This window comes from Clostridium sp. UBA871, assembly GCF_002295255.1.
Classification (GTDB): domain Bacteria; phylum Bacillota; class Clostridia; order Clostridiales; family Clostridiaceae; genus Clostridium_J; species Clostridium_J sulfidigenes.
The window spans coordinates 148,823-171,374 of sequence record NZ_DBFV01000007.1; the positions used below are offsets into that span (position 1 = coordinate 148,823).

The following is a 22,552-nucleotide window of genomic DNA, read 5'->3' on the forward strand; positions in this document are numbered from 1 at the left end:
ATATTGTGGTAAAATACTAAATGTACTAGCCGGTGTGATGGAATTGGCAGACGTGCGGGACTCAAAATCCCGTGGTGGCAACACCGTACCGGTTCGACCCCGGTCACCGGCACCAGTAAAAAACCTCTTGATTAATCAAGAGGTTTTTTTATATTATAAACTTATTTTAGCAAATAATATCATGAAATATTTAAACTGAAATATAATAATATTATAAAGTATTATTATCAGGAGTATCTATGATTAATTCAAGAGATTGTAGTTTATATTACGATGAAAGTGTATCTAACTTTCTTGTTCAATATAAAAATAAAGATGAGTTTAAAGAACAGATAGATAAAATACCCTATGCTTGTGGTGATGTAATTACAGATAATCTAGCTGTAGTAGCAGTGTCCCATTTAAAAATGAATAGATTGTTAAAAGAAGTTCCCCAAATTATTTTTTTCGACTTTAGAAAAATGTTTGTATTAGGTGAAACTTCAAAATCTACTTCCCCTCCTTCTGTGGGTAATATAAATTCCATATTAATAAATCCTTATTTGAATTTAACTGGCAGAGGAGTTCTAATAGGTATTGTAGATACTGGTATAGATTATCTTAATAATGAATTTATTAGAGAAGATGATACCTCAAGAATAGTTAGCCTATGGGATCAAACTATCTCAAACAATAGTTCTAGCACCTATATGGGTACTACTTATTCTAATGAACAAATTAATGCAGCAATTAAAGCTTATAGAAACAATGAAGATCCTTATACCATTGTGCCATCTAAAGATACTATTGGGCATGGCACACAGGTTGCAGGGATTATAGGTGCCAGAGGTAATAACTCTGATGTAAGAGGTATAGCCAATGACAGTGACTTTGTAATTGTAAAGCTCTTTGAATCTACTAATTTTAGAAAAGCCTTATTAGAAAATGGTGTAGAGTATACCCCAGTATATAATGCCAGTGAAATCGTATCTGGAATCGAATATTTAAAAAATGTTGCTATTGAACTTAAAAGACCCATGGTAATATATTTAGGCTTAGGTTCTACAGAAAGTAGCCACGATGGAACTAGCTTGATTTCCAGATATGTATCCTCTATAGGTACTATTAGAGGAATATGTTTAGTCTCAGGCGTTGGAAATGAAGGAGCTGCTCAAACCCATGCTACTGGTTATATCAAAAACAAAACTGACCCATCATCCCTAGAGCTTAGAATAACAAAAGAAATGAAATTTTTCACATTTAACATATGGGTTAAAAAGCCAAACAGAGCTTCTTTGGTCATAGTATCTCCTACTGGTGAAAGCTCTAGCCTATTAAAATCCAAGGATGTTAATGAACAGAATACTAAATTCGTATTCTTAAACACTAGATCAAGAGTTCTATATTTTAATCCTGAACATTTTACTGGCCATGAAGTTATCCATGTAGAATTTTATGACATAAAACCTGGCATATGGACTTTTAGACTAATAGGAGAATATTTAATTGATGGTCGATATGATATTTGGCTACAACCCCATAATACTTTACCTGGCGGTACCGAATTTCTTCAACCTAACCCATTAAATACACTAACTGAACCATCCACAGCTGTTAATGTTGTTACTGTTTCTTATTACGGTGAAGATAATGCTTTAATTTCCACTTCTGGAAGAGGTTTTAATACCAACAACCTAATCAATCCTGATATAGCTACTTTAGGCACAAATATTTTAACAACCAAAGTTACTGGTGGCACTACCACCATGTCTGGTAGTTCTGCTGCAACTGCTATAGTTGCAGGAGCCTGTGCAATATTATTAGAATGGGGAATTATTAATGGCAATGATCAAACTATGTATTCTCAAAAAATTAGAAGTTATCTAATGCATGGTGCTGCTAGGAGCAGTTATTACCGTTTTCCTAATCAGGAATTAGGATATGGATATTTAGACCTATTAGGTGTTTTTAACTTTATAAGTAGATCCTATTCTACAGATATATCTCTTAACAGAACAAACACTTGCGATGAATGTAATAAAAATGATGATTATATTGTATATACTACTAATAATGTGTTTATAAGAATTCCAAAATGTATTGTAGGTGATTTTATATGAAGCGACATTTAGATGTTCCTGATAACATTTTTTATGATATAAATTACGATCATTATATTGTTCAGTATCAAGGAAATATTCAACAAGATATCACTCAAGAGCCGAGTCACTATTTAACTATAATTAATGACAGATATGCAATCATATCTCTGCCTAAAAACGTAGAAATATCTGTTGGTGACCCTGAATATCCATCCATTGTATATGTAAAACCAGTTGAAATGTATACCCTTCAACAGATTACCCCTACAGAGGCCTCTCAAGTAGGTTTCTTACAGCTAGACCTACCTTTAACTTTAAATGGCAGTGGTGTAAATATAGCAATTCTTGATACAGGTATAGATTACTTAAGCGAAGAATTTATGAGGGATAATGGAGAAACTAGAATAGAATGTATTTGGGATCAAACAATACCTTCTAATGGCAAAACTTTAGATTACTTTATTCCATACGGTACTGTATATGAAAAAGATGATATTCAATCTGCTATACAAGCAGCTAGAGAAGGCAAATCCCCCTATGATATAGTACCAACCATAGATGAAATTGGTCATGGTACAAATATGGCTGGGATAATTGGAGCCACTGGTAAAAATCCTCAGTTAAAGGGTGTAGTCCCAAATTGCGATTTTGTAATTGTAAAACTAATCGAAGATTTTTCCTATAAATCACAATTTAATGTTAAAGTTCCCCTTTATAATATAACTACTATTTTTGCAGCCCTAGAATTTTTATATAGATATTCTTTAACTTCATCTAAACCAATGGTCATCCTTTTTCCTCTTGGTACAAATTTAGGTAACCATTATGGAACTGGAATCTTAGAGCAGTATATAGAGTCTTTAAGCCAAAATAGTGGACTTGTAGTTGTTGTTCCAACTGGGAATCAAAGAGATAAAGGATGCCATGCTTCTGGAATATTATCTGAACCTGGAGAACTTCATATAGTAGAAGTTGATGTATCTCCAGAGCAAAATAGTTTATGGATGGATATTTGGGTAGATTCACCTAACATCATGTCAGTAGAAATTATATCTCCCTCTGGTGAAAGCACTGGTGTTATTGGGGCCGTAATTAATAGTACAGAATATTATGATTATATATTCGAAAAGACTTCGGTTAAGGTTAATTACTATTTACCTGAAGATATTACCGGTCATGAATTAATTCGAATTAGATTTTATGACATACAATCAGGCATATGGAAACTTAGATTGATTACAAATACTGTATTAAAAGGTAACTTTAATGCTTGGATTCCGGAAGAAGGCTTAACTGTTGGTGGTACTCACTTTAGCCATGCTGATCCCTTTGGAACATCTACTAATCCAAGCAATTCCCCTTATGTAATCTCTGTTGCAGCTTATAATCAAAATAATAATTATCTTCTAAACTACTCCGGCGCAGGTTTTAACGACCTTAAATTCAATTATGTTGATATAGCAGCTGGTGGTGTAAATGCTATAGCCGTAGCTCCTAACAACGAAATTGCAACAGTTAATGGTACCTGTGTAGCTGCTGCTGTTGTTGCTGGTGCTTGTGCCATGTTATTTGAATGGGGATTTACTAGACTTAATGATCCCTACATGTATTCTCAAAGTATAAAAACCTATATTGCAAGAGGCGCTGTACAACGTCTTGGCGATATATATCCTAATCCTCAATGGGGCTATGGATTATTAAATATACTTCAAATGTTTCAAAATATGATTTAACTATACTGGTAAAACCCTAATCATAAAATATACTATGATTAGGGTTTTGTAACTTTTCTTCTTTTAAACTCTTTTTTAACACATACTCACTTTAACATTTTTACCCATATTACTAAGTATCTTTTCTAATTCTCTTATTATTCCTAATTTTATAGTATAACTAATATGACTATTGGAATCATCATGAACAGGATTTATTGCATTCCCTATAAAAAAATTTATATCAGTTGATTCTTCAAATAAAATTTTTGCTATCATGGAAGCTCCGTCTATTTTATTTCTTAAATCTAAGGATATATTTGATGTAACACTATATTGTTTAGCAATATTTAAAACTTTTTCCAAAGTTATAACTCCTTCTGTAACTAAATCTACTCCTTCAATACACGCAGTTGATGGTGTCTCCTCATTGCATGTATTATTGTTTATTACAATAGGTTTATTTAAATATCTACTTACTATCTTAGCCGTAGTTCCTCCACAAATTATCTTCTTACCTTTTCTTGAAAAAAAAAGTTTTAATACCTTATTATCATCTTCTTTATGCTCTGGTGGACCTATCATAAGATTTACTACTTTTCTCTCACAAATTTTAAACACAGCAACGGTTATGTCATCATCTGGGGAATTTAAATATAAATCCATAGATGCATTTGCTATGGTTGCTGCCATCCTTTGTGGTGACATTTCTGGAGTGTACCATCTCTGAACGTATTCTATAACACTTTCTCTTCTCCACCCATTTTTTGTAGTTCTTCCAAGACCAGCACTTGTAACTCCATCAGTTAAAAGTATTATCATATCTCCTATATAAAGCTTAATATTGCTTTCATATATTTCTTTTTCATATATAACTTTGCACATTGAATCATATACAACGTTTTTCCCTTCTCTAATTAAAATTACCGACGGATTATCAAATTGTGCTAAATATGCATCACCTCGTTGATAAATTTGAAGTATAGTAAAAGTTGAATATGCCATATTTCTAACTTTGCAAATTGGTAAGCTTTTAGCTATTGTATATACGCTTTCCTCTATAGACATATTACTAGCCATCATGGTGCCTAATATCTTTGATGTTAAAGTTGCTAGTATATTAGCCTTAATACCACTTCCCAACCCATCAGACAATACAAATGTGGTCTTATCTTTACCTTTTAGTGTAGTATAAAAATCTCCAGAGATAGATTCACCATGTTTGTTAAAGCTTGCAAATCCGCTTTCCAAAAACAAATTAGTCATAATCCTCTTCCTCCATAAGTATTGCTTCTTTAAGGTCTGTAAGTGCTACTTGAGTTTCAGCGGCTGTTTCTCCAAGTAATGATGCAATCTCATGTACAATACACATATGCTTTTCAACAATTTTATCAGTTATCTCTGCTCTATGTGTCTTTTCTTTAATTAATTTCTCTCTTTTTAGTTTTAGTTTAGTTATATCCTTCATTATACAAATAACAATTCCGCTATTTTTATCATATATAAAATTCTGTTTAACAAACTTACCGTATTCAGGTAAGTAAACATTTTCATTCGCTACATTCTCTTCTTTGCTAATTACCTTTATAAAATCAAATTCATCCAAAATTCTAGATACTGAAAAACCAATAATATCTCTGGAATTTTGAATTTCAAATATATCACAAGCTGATTTATTAATCTGTTGAACTTTTAAATTAGTATCTACAGTAAGAATAGCATTAGGTGTAACACTTATAATCTTATCTGAAAAAGATTCTGCTTTTTCCTTCATATAGGGTAAACACATACTTATTTCTGCTTTTCCTAAAATTACTGCTATTGCTTTTTCTCTACAAGTTGAATACCCACAAGTTCCACAGTTCAATTCATCCTCAATACTGTTTTTCCCCATTTTTCTTAATATACTGCTAGTCTCCCTATCACTAGGAGATTGAACAACTACTTGTTCATCTGTAATTCTTCTACTTGTATCAATACTATATTTCAAATCAAAATCAGTAGGATTACATTCATTCAATGCTATACTTTCTACCTTATTCATTGAAGATATCCGTAGGGCTTTGTTATGAGATGATGCTGGTCCATTTATACAACTACCACTACACGCACTCATTTCAATAAAACAATTATCTAGATTATTATTAATTATTTCTTTTAGGGTTTCTATGCAATTATCTAGACCATCAATAGCAATATATCTATACTCAGAACTTTTATTCATTGTATTCAAAATTCCTCCAGTTATGGGGAATAATCTTGAAACATAAGTGTTTTTATCTATGTTTATATTATCTTCAAATTTTAATCCTTCTTCATTTATCCAAATATCTAGTTCTTCAAAAGTAATGGTTATATCATTGTATTCTTCTCCACTTCCACATTCTTCTTTTTTAGATATGCATGGACCAATAAACACAACAATAGCATCCTTTATATTACTTTTCAATAACTTACTATGAGCTTGCACTGGTGAAATTACAGGTGCTAAATACTTTACCGCTTCTGGATAATGCTTCTGAACTAATTTAACAACCGTAGGACAACATGAAGATATAATTATATTTTTCCAATGATTTTTAATCAAATTTTCATATTCACTTTTGACTATGTATGCTCCTTCTGCCGTTTCAAAAGCATTACTAAATCCAAGCTTTCTTAGCACATTAGCAAATTGTGAAAACTGAGTAACGTTGTAATTTGAAATATAAGAAGGCGCTATACTAGCAATAACCTGTTTCCCATCCCTGATCAAATTCTTTATAGTTAATACATCATTACGAACTTCTTTGGCATTCTGAGGGCAAACAACCATACAATTACCACATAAAATACAATCTCTTTCAATAATCTGAGCTTGATGATTTTTTACCTCTATAGCTTTAACAGGACAATTTCTAATGCATTTATAACAGTTCTTACAATTAGCTTTTTTAAATTTCAGTATACCCATGGAAAATCTATCCCCTATCATAAAATAAATAATGTAAACTATTTAACAATATCAATTTGATAAAGTTTTAACAACTCAATTGTATAGCCGAATAGTATAATTGTCAATTCTAACTAAGGCTCAAATTCCAAGTGCTAAAATATATTCTATAATTTTATTTTCTTAGTGTATATATGTATGAAGTATATTGTTTTCCATAAAAAAAGATATGCTTAACATATCTTTTTGATTAAATTAACACTATTATATCCACATATTATCTGTAAGTTTTTCAATTTCTTTCTTAAGTTTTTCCGTCTCTTTATTATTAATAATATATTTATCATTAACTAAATCCATACAATCTCCCTCTTTAACGCCCTTTGGTAAATATATAATTGGTATATTTACCATTTCCATATCTTCCTTTTCACATACAGCGTACTCTTCTTCAAACCTATCTATAATTATCATAACCTTCCTCCTTTTATACTATTATTAATATAAACATAATTTTTATAATTAAATGGTAAATATTTATAATACAAATATTGCATTTTTATTTATACATATTATACCTAGTATTTTTTCTTATTAGTAGTAATAATTACACCTTAACTTTCATAATTTATAAGGAATAGAGGGGTTGATATTTTGAAAAAGAAATTTTTAATTTTATTTATTATTATTATAACAATAACCACTGGCTGTACAAGGGTAAAGTCATCACTAAATAAAGAAAAAACATATCTTGATTATTATACTCAAGAACTAGTAACAAATCTTAATAAATCAGAGCCAACGCGTATTTCTGTATTTTATAAAGAATTTTTTAAAGAATTTGATTTTCCTTCTACAGAATCTAAAGATATTGTTAGTTTTTTAAATTCCTTAGATGAAAGCTATTTCATAAAAAAACCTAATGATTTACCTGAATCTTATAAATATAAAGTATATATTGAATTCCCAAATAAAAAATATGGCATAACTATATTTAACGAAAAATATATATCTATCTATGATTGGGATGGTAAATATGAAGTTGATTACTTAAACATTACTGAAGTGCCAATTTCCTATAACTTATATGGTATTTGTAAATACTTTACAGAAGAATAGTTAGCAATAAAAGAAAATATAAAAGGCAGAAGAATATTTCTTCTACCTTTTATATCTTATCCTATGACTACCAGCTCTAATACTACCCTCTTCTTCAAAGTAGGTGTAAAGAGCTGGTACGTCCCTGGATAACGATTTCCCCTAAAGGACAACGAATTCTAAGTATCGAAAATACTGATACTAAGAATTCTGCTAGTAACCTTCAGAGAGAGTGTAAAAACTCCCTCTGAAGCAAAGAACTCTGTTTATATAAATATTTAAATTAGATATCTAATAAAAATGCCTCATAAGCTCTGCAAGTTTCATATATGTCTGCTTTACTTGCAATTTCCCATGGCGCGTGCATATTGTGTAGAGCTACACCTGAATCTATAACTTCCATTCCATATTCAGCAAGAATGTATGCTATAGTACCACCGCCACCTTGGTCAACTTTTCCAAGTTCTGATGTTTGCCAATAAACATTATGCTTATCCATTACTCTTCTTAATTGAGCAATAAATTCTGGATTTGCATCATTACATCCACCTTTTCCTCTTGCTCCAGTATATTTATTGAATACCACACCCTTACCGAAGAATGCGTTATTTTGCTTTTCACTTACTGATGGATAATTTGGATCAAAAGCTGCACTTACGTCTGAAGAAAGCATTTTAGAATTTGCAAGTGCTCTTCTAACTTTAAGTTCACTATAATCTTCAACAAGGTTTACAAGTTCTGCTACAGTGTTTTCAAAGAATCTTGACTGCATTCCTGTTGCACCTTGACTTCCAACCTCTTCTTTATCTACAAGTAATGTGATACAAGTTTTATCTGTACTCTTAATTTTCATCATTGCTTCAAAAGAAGTATATGCACATATTCTATCGTCATGACCATAGGCCATAACCATTGAACTATCTAAACCATAACTTCTAGCTCTTCCTGCTGGAACAACCTCTAGCTCTGCTGATACAAAGTCTTCCTCTGTAATTCCGTATTTTTCATTAAGAAGTCTTAATATGTTAAGTTTAACTCTATTTTTAGCTTCTTTATCTTCTACTGGTATAGATCCAACACATACATTTAAACTTTCGCCTTCGATTCCTTTAGCTAATGTCTTAGCCATTTGATCTGCAGATAAGTGAACTAATAAATCTGATATTCCTACTACTGGCTCCCTATCATCTTCACCTATAACTATGTTTACTACACTTCCATCTTTTTTAATCACAACACCATGAATTGCTAGAGGTATAGTAACCCACTGATATTTTTTAATTCCTCCATAGTAATGAGTTTTAAGCATTGCAAAATCTGAATCTTCATATAATGGATTTTGCTTTAGATCAAGTCTTGGTGAGTCAACATGTGCTCCTAATATTTTAAAACCTTTTTCTATAGGTTCTGTTCCTATTAAGAATAATGCAAGAGTTTTTCCCATGCAATTAGCATAAACTTTATCTCCAGCTTTAAGCTTTCTTCCTTCAGCTATGCACTGATTTATATCTAAATATCCGTCTTTTTCTGCCATTTCTATGAATTCAGTAACACATTCTCTTTCAGTTTTACACTTTGACATAAAATCTATATATCTATCTGATAATTCGAATGCCTTATCAAGGTCTTCCTTTCCGTATTTATCCCAGACCAATTCATATTTCTTTTCTAATTTTTTTAAATCTTCCACTAAAATCCCTCCCAATAAAATCATAGTCATATAATTATACTTTTATATTAACTCAACTCAAATTGATTTACAATTTAAATTTGTGAAAATTTCAAATGTATACTATATTTAAATTTATTACAGTAAACTTTATAAGTAAGTGCCTAATACAACTTAAAATTTTTATAAAATTATTCTTTAAATTATATTTTTCGCACTAAAACTCTTAAGGATTTTGACTATCCATGATTCTCTTTTCAATTGTTTCTACCGCAGTACAATTTGATGTGGCATTATATCTAAAATTAGCTGCTGCAGCTTCGATTATAACTGCTATGTTACGCCCTGGCTTTAAAGGTAATACTATTTTCTCTACCTCAACCCCTAGTATCTCCATATACTCTTTATCTACTCCAAGTCTTTCATATTTATCATTTACGTCCCAGTTAACTAAAGAAATAACTAAGTTGATATTTTTTTGAGAAACTATACAGCTACTACCATAAATTGCTGATAAATCAATAATTCCCATACCTCTAACTTCAAGCATTCCTGTAGTTATATAAGGACAAGAACCATATAACTTTCCATCTATTTCTTTAATATCTACTGCATCATCAGCTCCAAGCCTATGACCTCTTTTAATAAGCTCCAATGCTGCTTCACTTTTTCCTATTCCACTTTCTCCTATAATCAATATGCCAATTCCATACACATCTACTAAAACACCATGAAGCCTAGTTTCTGGAGCTAACTCTGAGTCTAAAAAATTACTAACCCTATTAATGAATTTTGTAGTCTTATCAATACTTCTGAGAACAGTAACATTTTTATTTCTTGCTTCTTCTAAAAATTCATCATGTACTTTTAATCCACTTGTAATTATTACTCCAGGTATTGGGAAAGAAAAGTATTTTTTTATTCTACGTATCCTTACTTCTGGATCAAGACACTTTAGATAACTCCACTCAGTTTTACCTACAACTTGAATTCTCTTATTATCGAAATAATCATAGAAACCAGCAAATTGTAATCCAGGCCTATTTATCTCACTTACCACAATATTAGATTCTAAATCTCCTTCTACCAAAACCTCTAAATTATAGTTGTTAACTAAATCTAAAACTTGTACTCCCATCTTACGCCTCCCCTACCTCATATCTTGCATTTATAATTATTGATTACTTAAATTCTATTTTACTAATTATTATGTTTTGGGTCTACAGGTTTATATCCACTAATTTGAGCCTTAAAATTTCTTTTAACATTATCTATATACCTTCTTCTCAAAACTTGCTGTCTATTTTTTTCAGCTTCTGTTAAACCAGATTCTTGGCTCTTTTTATATAAAAAATTTATTTCCTCAATAACTTCTTCTATTTTCATATTATCAATATTTATATATTCTTTATTCATTTTTCCTCCTAATAGTCTATTATACGATTATATAATAACTCCCCCCAAATAATTACTATGATGTGAATTATAGTATTATTTATAGGTATTTTTTTAATTATTTTAAATTTATATTTGTTACATGTCGCAAAGTGTATTATTATATTTACTTCGATATCCGAGAAATGGCTTTAAGTCATCTTCATATATTTACTTATAAGTTTTTTATGATATATTTATCGCTTTTATGGTGATTTTTGTAAAACTTAATATGAATTTGACTATTAATAATCATTAACATTATGCTATATCTCTGTTAAAATAAAAATATAAAGTTTAAGGATGTGATGGTATGTTATTAAAATTTAAATTCCTAAATCAAAAAATTAAATCTTTTAAACTACTACTACATGTACTGCTTAGATTTAAGAGACCTACAGATAACATTGTTGTAATATGCTCTCAACATTTAGATGAATATATCGTAGAATATCAAAAGATGAGTAATAATTCTAATAATGATAAAAAACATAAGAAATTAGCCTAATTTACTTCCACATTTATCATGTTTTGACATTTTAAAATATCATCATAATGTTTATTAATATAATTATAATTTATGTCTGTATTGTCTATATATAGTTTAAATAAAATATCACAGTTAAGGGTATTAAAAAAATATTTACCTATAGTTTCCATATGGTTAAACATATTATTCCAGGAACTGCCCCCATTAAATATAAATATACCCTGTTTTCGTTCTTTTGTATTTTGTTTAAAAATAAACTTTTTACTCCAAAGCACTTGACACCTATCTATCAATGATTTTAATGGTGATGGAAACATACCAAAATACATAGGAGATGCTAAAATTATTATATCACATTCTTGTATATGTTTATAAATATCCGTCATAGAATCTTTAATTGAGCACTCCCCTAATACTTTACTACAATATTTACAATCAATACATGGATTAATATTCATATCATAACAATTAATATGCTTTATTTCCACGTTGGGATTAATACCTTCCAAAATTGAATCTACTATTTTATTTGTGTGACCTTCTTTATTGGGAGAACCATTTATTATAATTATTTTTTTCATAATTAATTATAACTCCATAATTAATTCATCAATATCTACAGGTAAAACTTCTCTATAAAATGCAACTAAAAAATTCATTGAATCATAATCCTCTTCTGAAAGCTCATAAGACAACATTTCATAATCTAAATCATACTCCTCTGAAATTTCATCTACTATGTCATTAATATTATCTATTGCAGTATCATTTAAATAAGGTAGAAAATACTCTTCATACCATTGTTCTCCTTCTCTTTTTTCCTCACAATCTTCATTGGCAAATTCTCTAGCTCCTTCAATTTCTAACTCGTCAAATTCGTAAGAAAATTTAATTATGAAGCAGTGATCATGCTTTTTTACTTCTGTAATATTTTCTAAAGCATTATCCTCTAAAATCTCTATAATTTCTTGTTTATTCATAGTATAGTACTCCTTTATTTTTATTTATTATATTTCTACTACATTTACTTAATTTTTGCATTTCTAAGTCTCTATATGCAAGATTTCTTTAATTCACTAAATTTATAAATTAATATTTGTTTATGTATTTCTTTATATTATATACTTTCACTTATTATATAATAAAGCTTAAATTTTACCTTTATTATATAATAATCTAAATTTTAGTATAAATCTATATGAAAGTTTTTAAATAGCCTATTTAAAGTTATTTATAATAACTTTAAATTCACAAAATAAACAAGAACTGTTAAAAGGTTATATTTATAAATAACCATTTAACAGTTCCATCTATTTTCACATTACCAATAAATAACTTTTATTCTTTACCTTCCACTAATTCATACATTTCATCAGCTTTTTCCATATAAAGAATTCCTTCTAAATGATCCATCTCATGACAAAAAACTCTTGCCATAAAATCTTCTACTTCATACTTTATAAGTTTACCATTTTCATTTAATGCTTCAACTATCATTTTTGTAGGTCTTTCAACCAATCCTTCATATCCCACATAGCTAAGACATCCCTCATAATCTCTAGCTGTTTCTTTAGATACTTTAATAGCTTTAGGATTAATCAGTATTAAAGGCGAAGAATTATCAGGCGTTAAGTCAATTAATATAACTCTTTTATTTACAGCAATTTGTGGAGCTGCAAGTCCAATACCTTCAACCGTTGATAATGTATCCTTTAAATCTTGAATTAAATCTCTTATTTCTTCATTTATCTCAACTACAGTATCACTAACCCTTTTTAAATGTTCATCTCCATATTGAACTATCTTCTTTACTGCCATCTTAAGTTACCCCTTTCATATTCTTTCATAAGTATATTAAACCATATTTTTATATATTTTTCATCCTATGTTTTTAGTATCTTACTAAAATACTAAGAAAAATAACCTACATAATAGCATATTAAAATTATCAAAGAAATACATCCCCTTAGTATATGATGTTTTAAATTCAGCTTATTAAATAATTTATATCCATGAATTATTGCAGCTACATGTATTGATATCAATCCTAACAAAAGTATATATAACATATTACTTCCACTTTTAAACTGTGTAATAGAAGCAAGTAAAATAGCTACGCTTCCTATAATCATCAATAAATTAGGGAAAATACTTTCTCTACTTTCTTTGATGGCCATAGCACAAGCAAACATAGATAATCCACCATAGATTATTATTAAAATCAAGGATATAAGTTTAAAAGTCATAGCCATATTACTCCTCCTATTCTGAATTTTTTCATTTATAATTCATACAATTATTTTAGATGTTCTTCAAACCAATTTGTTATTTCTGTAATTCTTCTTATTCTATGCTTTGGTTTTCCACTTCTGCTAAGCTCATGGTTTTCTCCTCTAAACATGCAAAGTCTAGCTTCAACTCCATGATATTTTAAAGCTGTGAACATCTGTATACCTTCAGCTAACCAACATCTATAGTCTTCTTCTGAATGTATAAATAAAGTTGGTGTCTTAACTTTATCTGCATATTTAAGCGGTGAATGATACCATAACTTATCCACATTACTCCATGGAGTCCCACCATTTTGATCATCTACAAAATAGAACCCTATATCTGTAGTGCAAAACTTAGAAATCCAGTTAGATATACTTCTTTGAGATGCTGCAGCTTTAAATCTATCAGTATGACCAATTATCCAGTTAGTCATAAATCCTCCATAAGACCCACCAGTTACCCCTACATTGTTTACATCAATATTTTTATACTTCTCTAAAACTATATCTGTAAAAGTCATTATATCATGGTAATCAATAGTTCCATATTTCCCTCTAATGTCTGCATAAGCTCTCCCATGACCGTCACTACCCTTTGGGTTACAAAAGAATACAAAGTACCCCATATTAGCCCAAAGTTGCATCTCATGATAAAAAACTTCACCATATACAGTTTTAGGTCCACCATGAATATCTAAAATAGCAGGATATTTTTTATTTTCTTCAAAGTCTACAGGTTTTAATACCCATCCTTCTATTACAACACCTGGTTCTGTTTCAACCTCAACTCTTTCTGGTTTCGAGATTTTTAATTCATCATGAATCCACTGATTAAATTTTGAAATTTCACACTCGCTACCATCTTTTAAAGAATATATTTCTTGTAATTTTTGATTTCTAAGGCCTATAAATAATATACTACCATTCTTAACATCAAAACAATCTACAGACCCTTTATTAAAACATATTTTTTCTATATTTCCATCTATATTGATTCTATTTATATAAGAACTATCTATTTCTGTAGTTATAAAATATAAGTATTTACTATCTCTTACAATAGATTTTCCTCCTCCATATCTACAATCTGAACCTACAGAGTTCCATGTACTTTTATCAAAATCTGGAGTTAATAAGGTTTTAATCTTAGTATTTATATCTATTAGGTAGAATCTACCATCTTCATTAATTCCATATTCTTGCATATCACTTCCAAGTACTATTAATTTCTCTTCATCCATGAAATTTACATAGCTATAAGAAAATTTTTCTTCTCCGTTAATTAAAGAAAGCTCATCTAATTTAATATTATAAATATATAGCTCATCATTAATTGCTGCCTTATCTTTATAGGAGCTTGCAACAAATACTACCTTACTTTTATCTTCACTTAATTCTAATGACATAACCGAAGTATACTCATCAGTTATTAAGTTTATCTCCTCTGTACTTACTACATATTTATATAATCCACTTCTCTTTTTATTAGTGAATCCACCACCATTGCTCCAAAATGGAATCTCATCTAAAACTTCATAGTCCTTCTCTTCTTTTCTAGACTTTAATTCCTCAACTTTTTCAGCGTCAGAAAGTCCAATTAAACTTTTTCTCCCAACTTTATGAATCCCTGTGAATAGGAATGTATCTTCATCCACCTCAACTATAGTTTCAACTAACATAGGGATTTTAAAAGCCTTAACAGCTTCTCCACCACGGATATTTAACTTGTAGAATTGAGTAAATTCATCACCATCTTCAAGTTTCTTTTTATCCTTACTATCTCTTACTCCTTGAAATAATATAGTCTCATTATCTTGGAGCCATATATAACTTCTTTCTTTATTAAAAGCAGTCAATTGATGATACTTATTCAAAGTTAAATCATAAAGCCATAAATTAGAATCATATGTGTTATCCTCTAAATTACAATTAGACACTACAAAGCAAGCAGTATCTCCCTTTGGTGAAAAGTTTAGAGATGATAAAAAGTTATATTTTGTAAAATCTTCTAGTTGAATGTTTTTCATAACGCTCCCCCCAATTACATATTAAAATAATTATACCATATTTTAACTTCATTGTAATTATTATAGTATACCTTATTAACATACTTCACTATTTTTTTCTTAAACTAAACCAATTAATCATTGTACAGCTTTACTCCTTGTAGAACAGTAAAGGAAATATCTTTTTTAAATTTCACTTACTTGATTAATATAGTTCCATTATCAAAATTTTATCATACATATCACAAAAACATATGTACGTAACCCTATAATTAATATATAATGTATTTAACTACTGAGCAGATATTATAGCTTTAATAATTAGTAGTAAAACAAAAGATGACAGGTGAAAAAATGACAAAACAAACACATGAATCTGGTGGATTTTTAATTGGAGTTATAACTATTTACCCAATGGTCCTAAAGAACTTAAACAATTACTTATTAATTTATCAGTTATTATTGATAATTTTATATTTTCGTGCAGTAAATATTGGAGCACTCTTTCCTGATATAGATCTTAAAAGTTCTTATATAAGTAAAAGATATCCATTAATTTCAAAATCCTTAGGTAAAAAATTTAAACACAGAGGTTTTACTCATAGTTTACTGTGTTTAATAGTATTATATATAGTTTATATTTTTTTTATTTACATAAGCAACTGGAATGTGGTAATAGAAATATTATGCTATGGCTTTTGGTTTGGGTATGCATCACATATATTTCTAGATTTATTTACTCACCAAGGTGTAGAATTATTATTTCCACTAAAAATTAATATTAATTTCCTTAATCTTAAAACTAATTCAATAGGTGAAAAAATCTTTAATAAAATATTAAAGATTTTATATTTACTACCATTATCATATTATATTTATAAAATTTATATTTGTTTTCTACCATAACCTACTATGATTAAAGCTTGTATTATAATCTACTACATTCATAATTGCAGTAGCTATAGTACAAGCTTTAATATAATATTAAATATTTTCTACCATATCTTTTGAACCTTTTTCTGAAGGCTTTAGTTGAGAAATTATTATAGCTATAAATATAAGTATACATCCAACTAAGCCTCTAGCACCAATTCTTTCTCCTAAGAACATAGCACCTCCTAATGCACCAAATACAGATTCCATGCTAAGAAGTATAGCTGCATGTGACGGTTTTGCATTTTTTTGTGCTACTACTTGAAGAGTATATGCAACTCCTACAGATAAAAGCCCACCATATAATATTGATACCATAGCTCCAGAAATCCCTACCATATTAATATCTTCAAATATAATAGCCATTACTAAACTTAAAATTGAACATGTAGCAAATTGTACACTTGATAACTTTAATGGATCTATTTTTTTAGTAAAGTTGTCAATTAATAAAATATGTACAGCCCATCCTACAGATCCTATTAATACTAATAAATCACCATTTGATATAGAAAAATCTTCATTAATACTTAATAAATATAATCCAATAATTGCTATAACTATTCCTAGCCAAGTACTTTTATTAACCTTTTGCTTTAAAAATAATCCTAATATAGGAACTATAACCATATAGAGTCCAGTAATGAAACCAGCCTTTCCGGCAGTTGTACCCATAACTCCCATTTGCTGAAGACTTGTTGCTATAAACAAGGCACAACCCGCAATTATCCCAGCTTTAACTGTAAGTTTTAAAGAATCTCTATCATTATTTTTGGTTTTCTCATTTTCCCCCTTTTTCTTATTTAAAAATAAAATTAACGGTATCAACGATATACTTCCAAGGGCAAACCTAATACCATTATATGTAAAAGCCCCTACATGTTCTGCTCCTACCTTTTGAGCTACAAATGCTAACCCCCATATTGCAGCTGTAAGTAGAAGTAAAATATTTGCTTTTAGTTGAGTCTTAGTCATAATAATCCCCTTTCAATTTAAACCTTTTTCATTATGAGAAAATTTATTTCTCATAATGAATAATCTATATGTTTTTTAACATATACTTATTAAATTCTACAAATTTTTCATTATTCCTCTTTTAAATAAAATTTTATTAGTACTACAATTTTATTACTTAAATATATGTTATTATTATATATTTAAGTGTATAATTACTATAAATAAACTTATGTGTGAATAATAACTATAGTAAGGAGGCGTTTAAATGAAATTTATAAAGAAGAATGGAAATGTTGTTTCCTTTGAACCATCAAAAATTAAAACTAGTGTTGAAAATGCTGGCTCTGATGTAGATATTCAACTTAACTCTAAAGAACTAGAACTAATTGTTTCAGATGTAGAGTCAATCTTAATATCTTTATCTAGAGAAATAACTACTGGTTATGAAGTAAGAAGTATTGTAGTAGAAGCATTAATTAAATATGGATATAAAAACATAGCTAAGTCATATATGCTAAATATACTTTAATCCTAAATCAGTTATAAAAAGCACAGTAGTTAATATCTACCGTGCTTTTATTAATCCTCTATACATATTTTTTTAACTTTTTAACTAAGAAAGCTGATAAAATGATTTTTAATATATCTCCAATTAAAAATGGTACTACACACATAAGCAACGCCTCTATTAGTCCACTTTGAATTATATGCATAAACCATACTGTTCCTACGAAGTAACATCCTAAGATACCTACTACCATAGCCACTGTATAAGAATATATACTGTTCCCTAACCTTTTAACTATAACTCCAATTATAATTGTAGTTATAATATATCCTACTATATATCCCCCTGTAGGACCAACTAGAATTCCAAGCCCCCCTGTAAAGTTTGCATAAACAGGAACTCCGATAGCTCCAATTATTACATATACCAATTGACTAATTGCACTTATCTTAGTTTCTAACAAACCTCCTGCAATAAAAACTGATATCATAGCAAGATTTATAGGAACAGGAGTAAATGGCAGTGGTATTGATATTTGTGAGAGAATAGCTGTTAATGCAGCAAAAATAGCGCATAATATAATGTTCTTAGTTGTAATTTTCAATGTTGTACCTCCAATATTAATACTTATTATATTTATTTCAAATATTTATTCCCTCATATATTAACATATGTGTACATCCATTTCTATAGCTTTTGCGAAAATTGTAATCTTTTTATTAAGATTAGGTTTACAATTTCTTTTGTGGATTTTTTAAATTGTACCTATACTAAAAAATATTACACTAATCCTTATGAAATGTTCAACTTTGTTTGAAACATGCTCAGAGGTATCTTATACAAAACATTTCTTATATGTAATATATTTCCTAAGAAATACTTTGTAAATGGTTATAATATTTCTTAGTAAGTTCATATAATTTTTCAAAGTTTTTATTTATCCATACAATAAGTTCCTTAGCCTGTTCTTTTGCATCTCCATATTGTTTTTCTGTTATTTCCTTATTATTTAAAGCCTCTTCTAATTCCTCTTCGTCTAATAAAATTACTTCTCCTGTAGTTAACACTACTATATCCAAAAATAAGTCATCATAAAAAGGTATTCCATCCTCAGTAAGTTCATATTTTTCTGAAATGTCAAAATACCATTGAATTATATTGTGTTTTTCATCAATCATAACTGTTAATACATAGTTTTTATTTTCTGGAAAATACTGAATCCAAGAATATTCCTTATCCACAATACAATAATCCACACCCTTAGTTTGTATAATTAAGGGTTCTGTTATCTCTTTCATATGGATACTTGATATATATCCTCTTAACTCTTCATTATCTATGAATTCAATTTTAAACTCTTTCCTTAATACTCTACTCCAATCTGGCTTATTAGCAAATCTTCTCTTCATTATATATCGTCTCCTTATAATGCTTATTAATATAATCTACTCTTGTAAATTAATCTCTATTTCCCTAATCGATCTGTCATTTTTAACTACAATTTCTGCAGATATCTTGTCCACCTTAGAAAAAAACTTTTCTCTCACGTTTCCAATTTTTTTATAAGCAATATTTAGCTCTTCCTCAGAACTAAATTTACCAATAGTCATATGTGGTATAAATTCAATCTGACTTAACCACTGTGGCTTATACGCCTTAAGTATTCCATCATATAATCTACTGTGAATTTCTCTTATTTCTTCTTTGCCTTTCTTTACCTCTAAACATAAATATAAACTTGAATCACTGCTAATTTTTATTATTCCTTCAAGTTCCACATTAAAGGGCTTTACACCCTTTAATGCTTCATTCATCCAATTCCTCAATTGGTACTCTTTAATTTTACTTTCAAAAGGAAAGACTAACGTTATATGAGGGCTCACATTATTTACAAAAGGATCATAAGTTTCTCTTATTTCATTAATTGTATTTATATTTTGAAACTCTGGAAATATCATTATACATCTTTTTATATCATTACCCATAGCTACTCCTATCCAGATATATATTATAAATATATAAAGTTTATTCTAGCATAAACTAAAAATTTATTGTAATTTTAATTATATATATAACTATATCTATATTAATTTTCTATAACAACTATTGATATTAAATTATCACTTAGTAGTTATTATATTATTTTACTTTTGGAAAAGATACTCTCTATGTAATACCCAAGTATTAGTCTCCCACCTATAAATACATACATTATCAAAATAGCCATGAAAATTGCATGGATACTTATTTACATAATTCCAAAGATCATAATATATGGTTTTTATTCTTTTTGAACTTATGGTAATATGAAATATTTTATCCTTACCATCTTTATTAGTAAATTCAATATAAGGAATCCTACTCATTTTACTAATTAATTCATCGTGAAGAGCCTTTCCCTCTTCACTCATTATCATATCCATATATATCACTCTATCATCAAAGTGATTATAACCGTTAATCTCTAAAGGCTCTCTTTTATGAGATATACAATAATTTTCTATAGATTTCTCTAGTTCTTTAATATCTCCATCATATTCAAAGGGGGCTTTTATAGTAAAATGTGCAGGTAATTTTGAAGACTTAGCCTTAAACTTATCATAAACTTCTTTTCTAAGATTATTGTTAAAATCTCCTGCTTCTCCCTTTATAACGGAAACAATAACGTATCTCATTTTATCACTTCCTAACTCCACTTTCTATTATTGAAAAACCCTTCTCTTCACAATCTATTTCAGCTTTTGCTCCATAAGGAATTGTAATCATAGGTGCTGTGTGTCCAAAATTCACATTAAATAGTATTGGTAAATCTTTTAGTTTCAATTCATCTCTTATGACCTTAATAAAAGCTTCCTTATACTCATTATAATAAACATTATCATAAGGTTTTCCAAAAACTATTCCATTTATATTTTGTAAAATTCCTTGAGCTCCATAGTTTCGTAGCCAATATTCCACATAAGTAGGTTCTGGTTTATCTTCTGATGTTTCCAAAAACAATATTCCATCTTTCCACTTGTCACTACTTGGCCATACTTCAGTTCCTTTTAACATTTCTAATACATCAATACAACCACCTATTAAATGTCCTTGAACCTTTCCACTTCCTTGTAATATTTCATATTCCATATTTTTATTTACTTTTCTTGGAATAAATTTATTCTCTATTTGCCAAGGTAGATGTTCACTTGTCCAAATTTCTGATGGTCTAATATTACCAATAACATCATTAGTAAATAATACTCTATTTATATAAAACTTAGTATAGTCAAACATTTTTATATTTTCTGCAAATTCAGAAAGTACCGCAGGTCCATAAAAGCTACAAATTCCAGCTTTCATACATATAAAATGTGTAACTGTACTATCAGAATAACCAATAAAGATTTTGGGATTATTTCTTATTACTTCGTAATCAATATAAGGTAAAATTCTTATGCTTTCATCGCCCCCGATACAAGAAAAAATACCTTTAATCGAAGGATCTTTAAAAGCTTCCATCAAATCCTTTGCCCGTTCTTCTGGATTATTGTATACATATTCTGTACCCTTAAGAGTTGTCTTCATTTCAATAACTTGAAGCCCAAAATCTTCTTGGAGTCTTTTTTTCCCAACTTCATATCTCCAAAGAATATTTTCATCTCCTGCTCCGCCCCAAGATAGACTTATAGTTGCAACTTTATCTCCTTCCATTAACATAATGGGTTTTTTAAGTCCCATGGAGTTTAAATCATTTCCTTCATTGTTTTTATAATCTGATTTTAACACATCTTCAAAGTTTTTTCCCATTTTTTAACTCCCTCCTACCTAATGCTTATAGGTTTATTTATACTTGCTCCATCATCTAAAGTATATATTCTGCAAACTTTATTAAATAAATGAGGCTGTATTGATGGATAAGTAAGATTTTTAGGTTGATTATCGAATAAGCAAATTTCCCTAATTTCCAAGTTAGGAAGTTCACCTAACTCCTCAATATCGGCAAAGAAAAGTGCCCCATAGGATTCATCATATTCATCAGTGTCATTACTCTCCCTTACAACAGAGTATATATTTACAGGATTAAGTTTAAATTTTATAGCTCCTGTTTCTTCTCTCAATTCTCTATTTGCAGTATCCTTTATACTTTCATTCTCTTCTCTATGTCCTCCTGGAATCTCCCAAGTATCTCTTTCTTTATGCTTTACAAATATCCATTGATTCATATATCTTGCCATTATTACTGCAAATTTCAATTTATAATCATCTATTTCGCTAAATTTATAAAAATTAACTTTCATTATTCCACTCCTTACCAATATAAGATTACTCTATAAACAGAGTTCTTAGCTTCTCTGAAGCTTACTAACAGAATTCTTAGTATCAATTTATTTGATACTTAGAAGTCGTTGTCCTTTAGGGGAAATCGTTATCCAGGGACGTACCAGCTCTTACTCCCACTTTGAAAAAGATGGAGTAT

Annotated in this window: 24 protein-coding genes and 1 tRNA gene; 7 read left to right on the plus strand and 18 right to left on the minus strand. The window is 29.1% G+C overall.

Annotation, left to right across the window (positions count from 1 at the left end):
* The first annotated feature begins 28 nt into the window (after nucleotides 1–28).
* From B3086_RS11395 to B3086_RS11405, 3 genes are all read left to right on the plus strand, one after another.
* Nucleotides 29–115, plus strand: a tRNA-Leu gene (locus B3086_RS11395).
* A 124-nt stretch (nucleotides 116–239) separates the two neighbouring features.
* Nucleotides 240–2,099, plus strand: coding sequence for a S8 family peptidase (locus tag B3086_RS11400; protein ID WP_346880023.1), 1,860 nt, complete (start codon nucleotides 240–242; stop codon nucleotides 2,097–2,099).
* Complete coding sequence (locus B3086_RS11405; protein WP_346846527.1) at nucleotides 2,096–3,814, plus strand: S8 family peptidase; 1,719 nt, start codon at nucleotides 2,096–2,098, stop codon at nucleotides 3,812–3,814. The genes B3086_RS11400 and B3086_RS11405 overlap by 4 nt, the downstream gene beginning before the upstream one ends.
* A gap of 75 nt (nucleotides 3,815–3,889) precedes the next feature.
* Here the strand turns inward: B3086_RS11405 and B3086_RS11410 are convergent, their stop codons facing one another.
* The 3 genes from B3086_RS11410 to B3086_RS11420 form a co-directional block, all read right to left on the minus strand.
* Complete coding sequence (locus B3086_RS11410; protein ID WP_346846526.1) at nucleotides 3,890–5,059, minus strand: SpoIIE family protein phosphatase; 1,170 nt, start codon at nucleotides 5,057–5,059, stop codon at nucleotides 3,890–3,892.
* Entirely contained in the window at nucleotides 5,052–6,746 is a 1,695-nt protein-coding gene (locus B3086_RS11415; protein ID WP_346846525.1) for a [Fe-Fe] hydrogenase large subunit C-terminal domain-containing protein, read from the minus strand. Before B3086_RS11415 ends, B3086_RS11410 begins: the two co-directional genes overlap by 8 nt.
* Before the next feature lie 243 nt (nucleotides 6,747–6,989).
* Complete coding sequence (locus B3086_RS11420) at nucleotides 6,990–7,199, minus strand: DUF3006 domain-containing protein (protein WP_346846524.1); 210 nt, start codon at nucleotides 7,197–7,199, stop codon at nucleotides 6,990–6,992.
* A gap of 180 nt (nucleotides 7,200–7,379) precedes the next feature.
* On the opposite strand from B3086_RS11420, the gene B3086_RS11425 reads away from it, so the two are divergent.
* Complete coding sequence (locus tag B3086_RS11425; protein ID WP_346846523.1) at nucleotides 7,380–7,844, plus strand: DUF4883 family protein; 465 nt, start codon at nucleotides 7,380–7,382, stop codon at nucleotides 7,842–7,844.
* A gap of 262 nt (nucleotides 7,845–8,106) precedes the next feature.
* On the opposite strand, the gene B3086_RS11430 is transcribed toward B3086_RS11425, so the two are convergent.
* The 3 genes from B3086_RS11430 to B3086_RS11440 form a co-directional block, all read right to left on the minus strand.
* Nucleotides 8,107–9,513: an aminopeptidase gene (locus tag B3086_RS11430; RefSeq protein ID WP_414632287.1), complete on the minus strand. Its 1,407-nt coding sequence runs from the start codon at nucleotides 9,511–9,513 to the stop codon at nucleotides 8,107–8,109.
* Between the two features lie 205 nt (nucleotides 9,514–9,718).
* The gene (hprK, locus tag B3086_RS11435) at nucleotides 9,719–10,630 is read right to left on the minus strand and encodes an HPr(Ser) kinase/phosphatase (protein ID WP_035133701.1); all 912 of its coding nucleotides are present in this window, start codon (nucleotides 10,628–10,630) and stop codon (nucleotides 9,719–9,721) included.
* A gap of 62 nt (nucleotides 10,631–10,692) precedes the next feature.
* The gene (locus tag B3086_RS11440; protein WP_035133744.1) at nucleotides 10,693–10,893 is read right to left on the minus strand and encodes a DUF896 domain-containing protein; all 201 of its coding nucleotides are present in this window, start codon (nucleotides 10,891–10,893) and stop codon (nucleotides 10,693–10,695) included.
* A 346-nt stretch (nucleotides 10,894–11,239) separates the two neighbouring features.
* Between B3086_RS11440 and B3086_RS11445 the strand changes: the two genes are divergently transcribed.
* On the plus strand, nucleotides 11,240–11,434 hold the full coding sequence (locus B3086_RS11445; RefSeq protein ID WP_035133703.1) for an aspartyl-phosphate phosphatase Spo0E family protein: 195 nt from the start codon (nucleotides 11,240–11,242) through the stop codon (nucleotides 11,432–11,434).
* Here the strand turns inward: B3086_RS11445 and B3086_RS11450 are convergent.
* From B3086_RS11450 to B3086_RS11470, 5 genes are all read right to left on the minus strand, one after another.
* A complete protein-coding gene (locus tag B3086_RS11450; RefSeq protein WP_346846521.1) occupies nucleotides 11,431–11,997 on the minus strand; it encodes a flavodoxin family protein in 567 nt (188 codons plus the stop codon). The genes B3086_RS11445 and B3086_RS11450 overlap by 4 nt on opposite strands.
* Nucleotides 11,998–12,003: 6 nt before the next feature.
* On the minus strand, nucleotides 12,004–12,396 hold the full coding sequence (locus B3086_RS11455; RefSeq protein ID WP_346846520.1) for a hypothetical protein: 393 nt from the start codon (nucleotides 12,394–12,396) through the stop codon (nucleotides 12,004–12,006).
* 358 nt (nucleotides 12,397–12,754) lie between these two features.
* A complete protein-coding gene (gene def, locus B3086_RS11460; RefSeq protein WP_035133709.1) occupies nucleotides 12,755–13,234 on the minus strand; it encodes a peptide deformylase in 480 nt (159 codons plus the stop codon).
* Nucleotides 13,235–13,326: 92 nt separating this feature from the next.
* Complete coding sequence (locus B3086_RS11465; protein WP_346846519.1) at nucleotides 13,327–13,668, minus strand: hypothetical protein; 342 nt, start codon at nucleotides 13,666–13,668, stop codon at nucleotides 13,327–13,329.
* 44 nt (nucleotides 13,669–13,712) lie between these two features.
* Nucleotides 13,713–15,716 (minus strand): S9 family peptidase, encoded by a 2,004-nt coding sequence (locus B3086_RS11470; RefSeq protein ID WP_346893409.1) that lies wholly within the window; start codon nucleotides 15,714–15,716, stop codon nucleotides 13,713–13,715.
* Between the two features lie 333 nt (nucleotides 15,717–16,049).
* On the opposite strand from B3086_RS11470, the gene B3086_RS18035 reads away from it, so the two are divergent.
* On the plus strand, nucleotides 16,050–16,601 hold the full coding sequence (locus B3086_RS18035) for a metal-dependent hydrolase (protein WP_414632290.1): 552 nt from the start codon (nucleotides 16,050–16,052) through the stop codon (nucleotides 16,599–16,601).
* Between the two features lie 78 nt (nucleotides 16,602–16,679).
* On the opposite strand, the gene B3086_RS11475 is transcribed toward B3086_RS18035, so the two are convergent.
* Entirely contained in the window at nucleotides 16,680–17,603 is a 924-nt protein-coding gene (locus tag B3086_RS11475) for a DMT family transporter (protein ID WP_346846517.1), read from the minus strand.
* 247 nt (nucleotides 17,604–17,850) lie between these two features.
* Here B3086_RS11475 and B3086_RS11480 point away from each other — a divergent pair, with 247 nt between their 5' ends.
* On the plus strand, nucleotides 17,851–18,114 hold the full coding sequence (locus tag B3086_RS11480) for an ATP cone domain-containing protein (protein WP_150842366.1): 264 nt from the start codon (nucleotides 17,851–17,853) through the stop codon (nucleotides 18,112–18,114).
* A 58-nt stretch (nucleotides 18,115–18,172) separates the two neighbouring features.
* Here B3086_RS11480 and B3086_RS11485 read toward each other — a convergent pair whose 3' ends face one another.
* The 6 genes from B3086_RS11485 to B3086_RS11510 all read right to left on the minus strand — a co-directional run bounded on the left by B3086_RS11485 (nucleotide 18,173) and on the right by B3086_RS11510 (nucleotide 22,373).
* Nucleotides 18,173–18,697 (minus strand): biotin transporter BioY, encoded by a 525-nt coding sequence (locus B3086_RS11485; protein WP_346846516.1) that lies wholly within the window; start codon nucleotides 18,695–18,697, stop codon nucleotides 18,173–18,175.
* A 265-nt stretch (nucleotides 18,698–18,962) separates the two neighbouring features.
* The gene (locus tag B3086_RS11490; protein ID WP_346846515.1) at nucleotides 18,963–19,502 is read right to left on the minus strand and encodes a DUF402 domain-containing protein; all 540 of its coding nucleotides are present in this window, start codon (nucleotides 19,500–19,502) and stop codon (nucleotides 18,963–18,965) included.
* Between the two features lie 36 nt (nucleotides 19,503–19,538).
* On the minus strand, nucleotides 19,539–20,078 hold the full coding sequence (locus B3086_RS11495) for a 2'-5' RNA ligase family protein (protein WP_346846514.1): 540 nt from the start codon (nucleotides 20,076–20,078) through the stop codon (nucleotides 19,539–19,541).
* A 159-nt stretch (nucleotides 20,079–20,237) separates the two neighbouring features.
* Nucleotides 20,238–20,768, minus strand: coding sequence for a 2'-5' RNA ligase family protein (locus B3086_RS11500; protein ID WP_150842363.1), 531 nt, complete (start codon nucleotides 20,766–20,768; stop codon nucleotides 20,238–20,240).
* A gap of 4 nt (nucleotides 20,769–20,772) precedes the next feature.
* Entirely contained in the window at nucleotides 20,773–21,813 is a 1,041-nt protein-coding gene (locus tag B3086_RS11505) for a S66 peptidase family protein (protein ID WP_346846898.1), read from the minus strand.
* 83 nt (nucleotides 21,814–21,896) lie between these two features.
* Nucleotides 21,897–22,373, minus strand: a complete 477-nt coding sequence (locus B3086_RS11510; protein WP_346846513.1) for an NUDIX hydrolase — start codon at nucleotides 22,371–22,373, stop codon at nucleotides 21,897–21,899.
* Nucleotides 22,374–22,552: the final 179 nt, after the last annotated feature.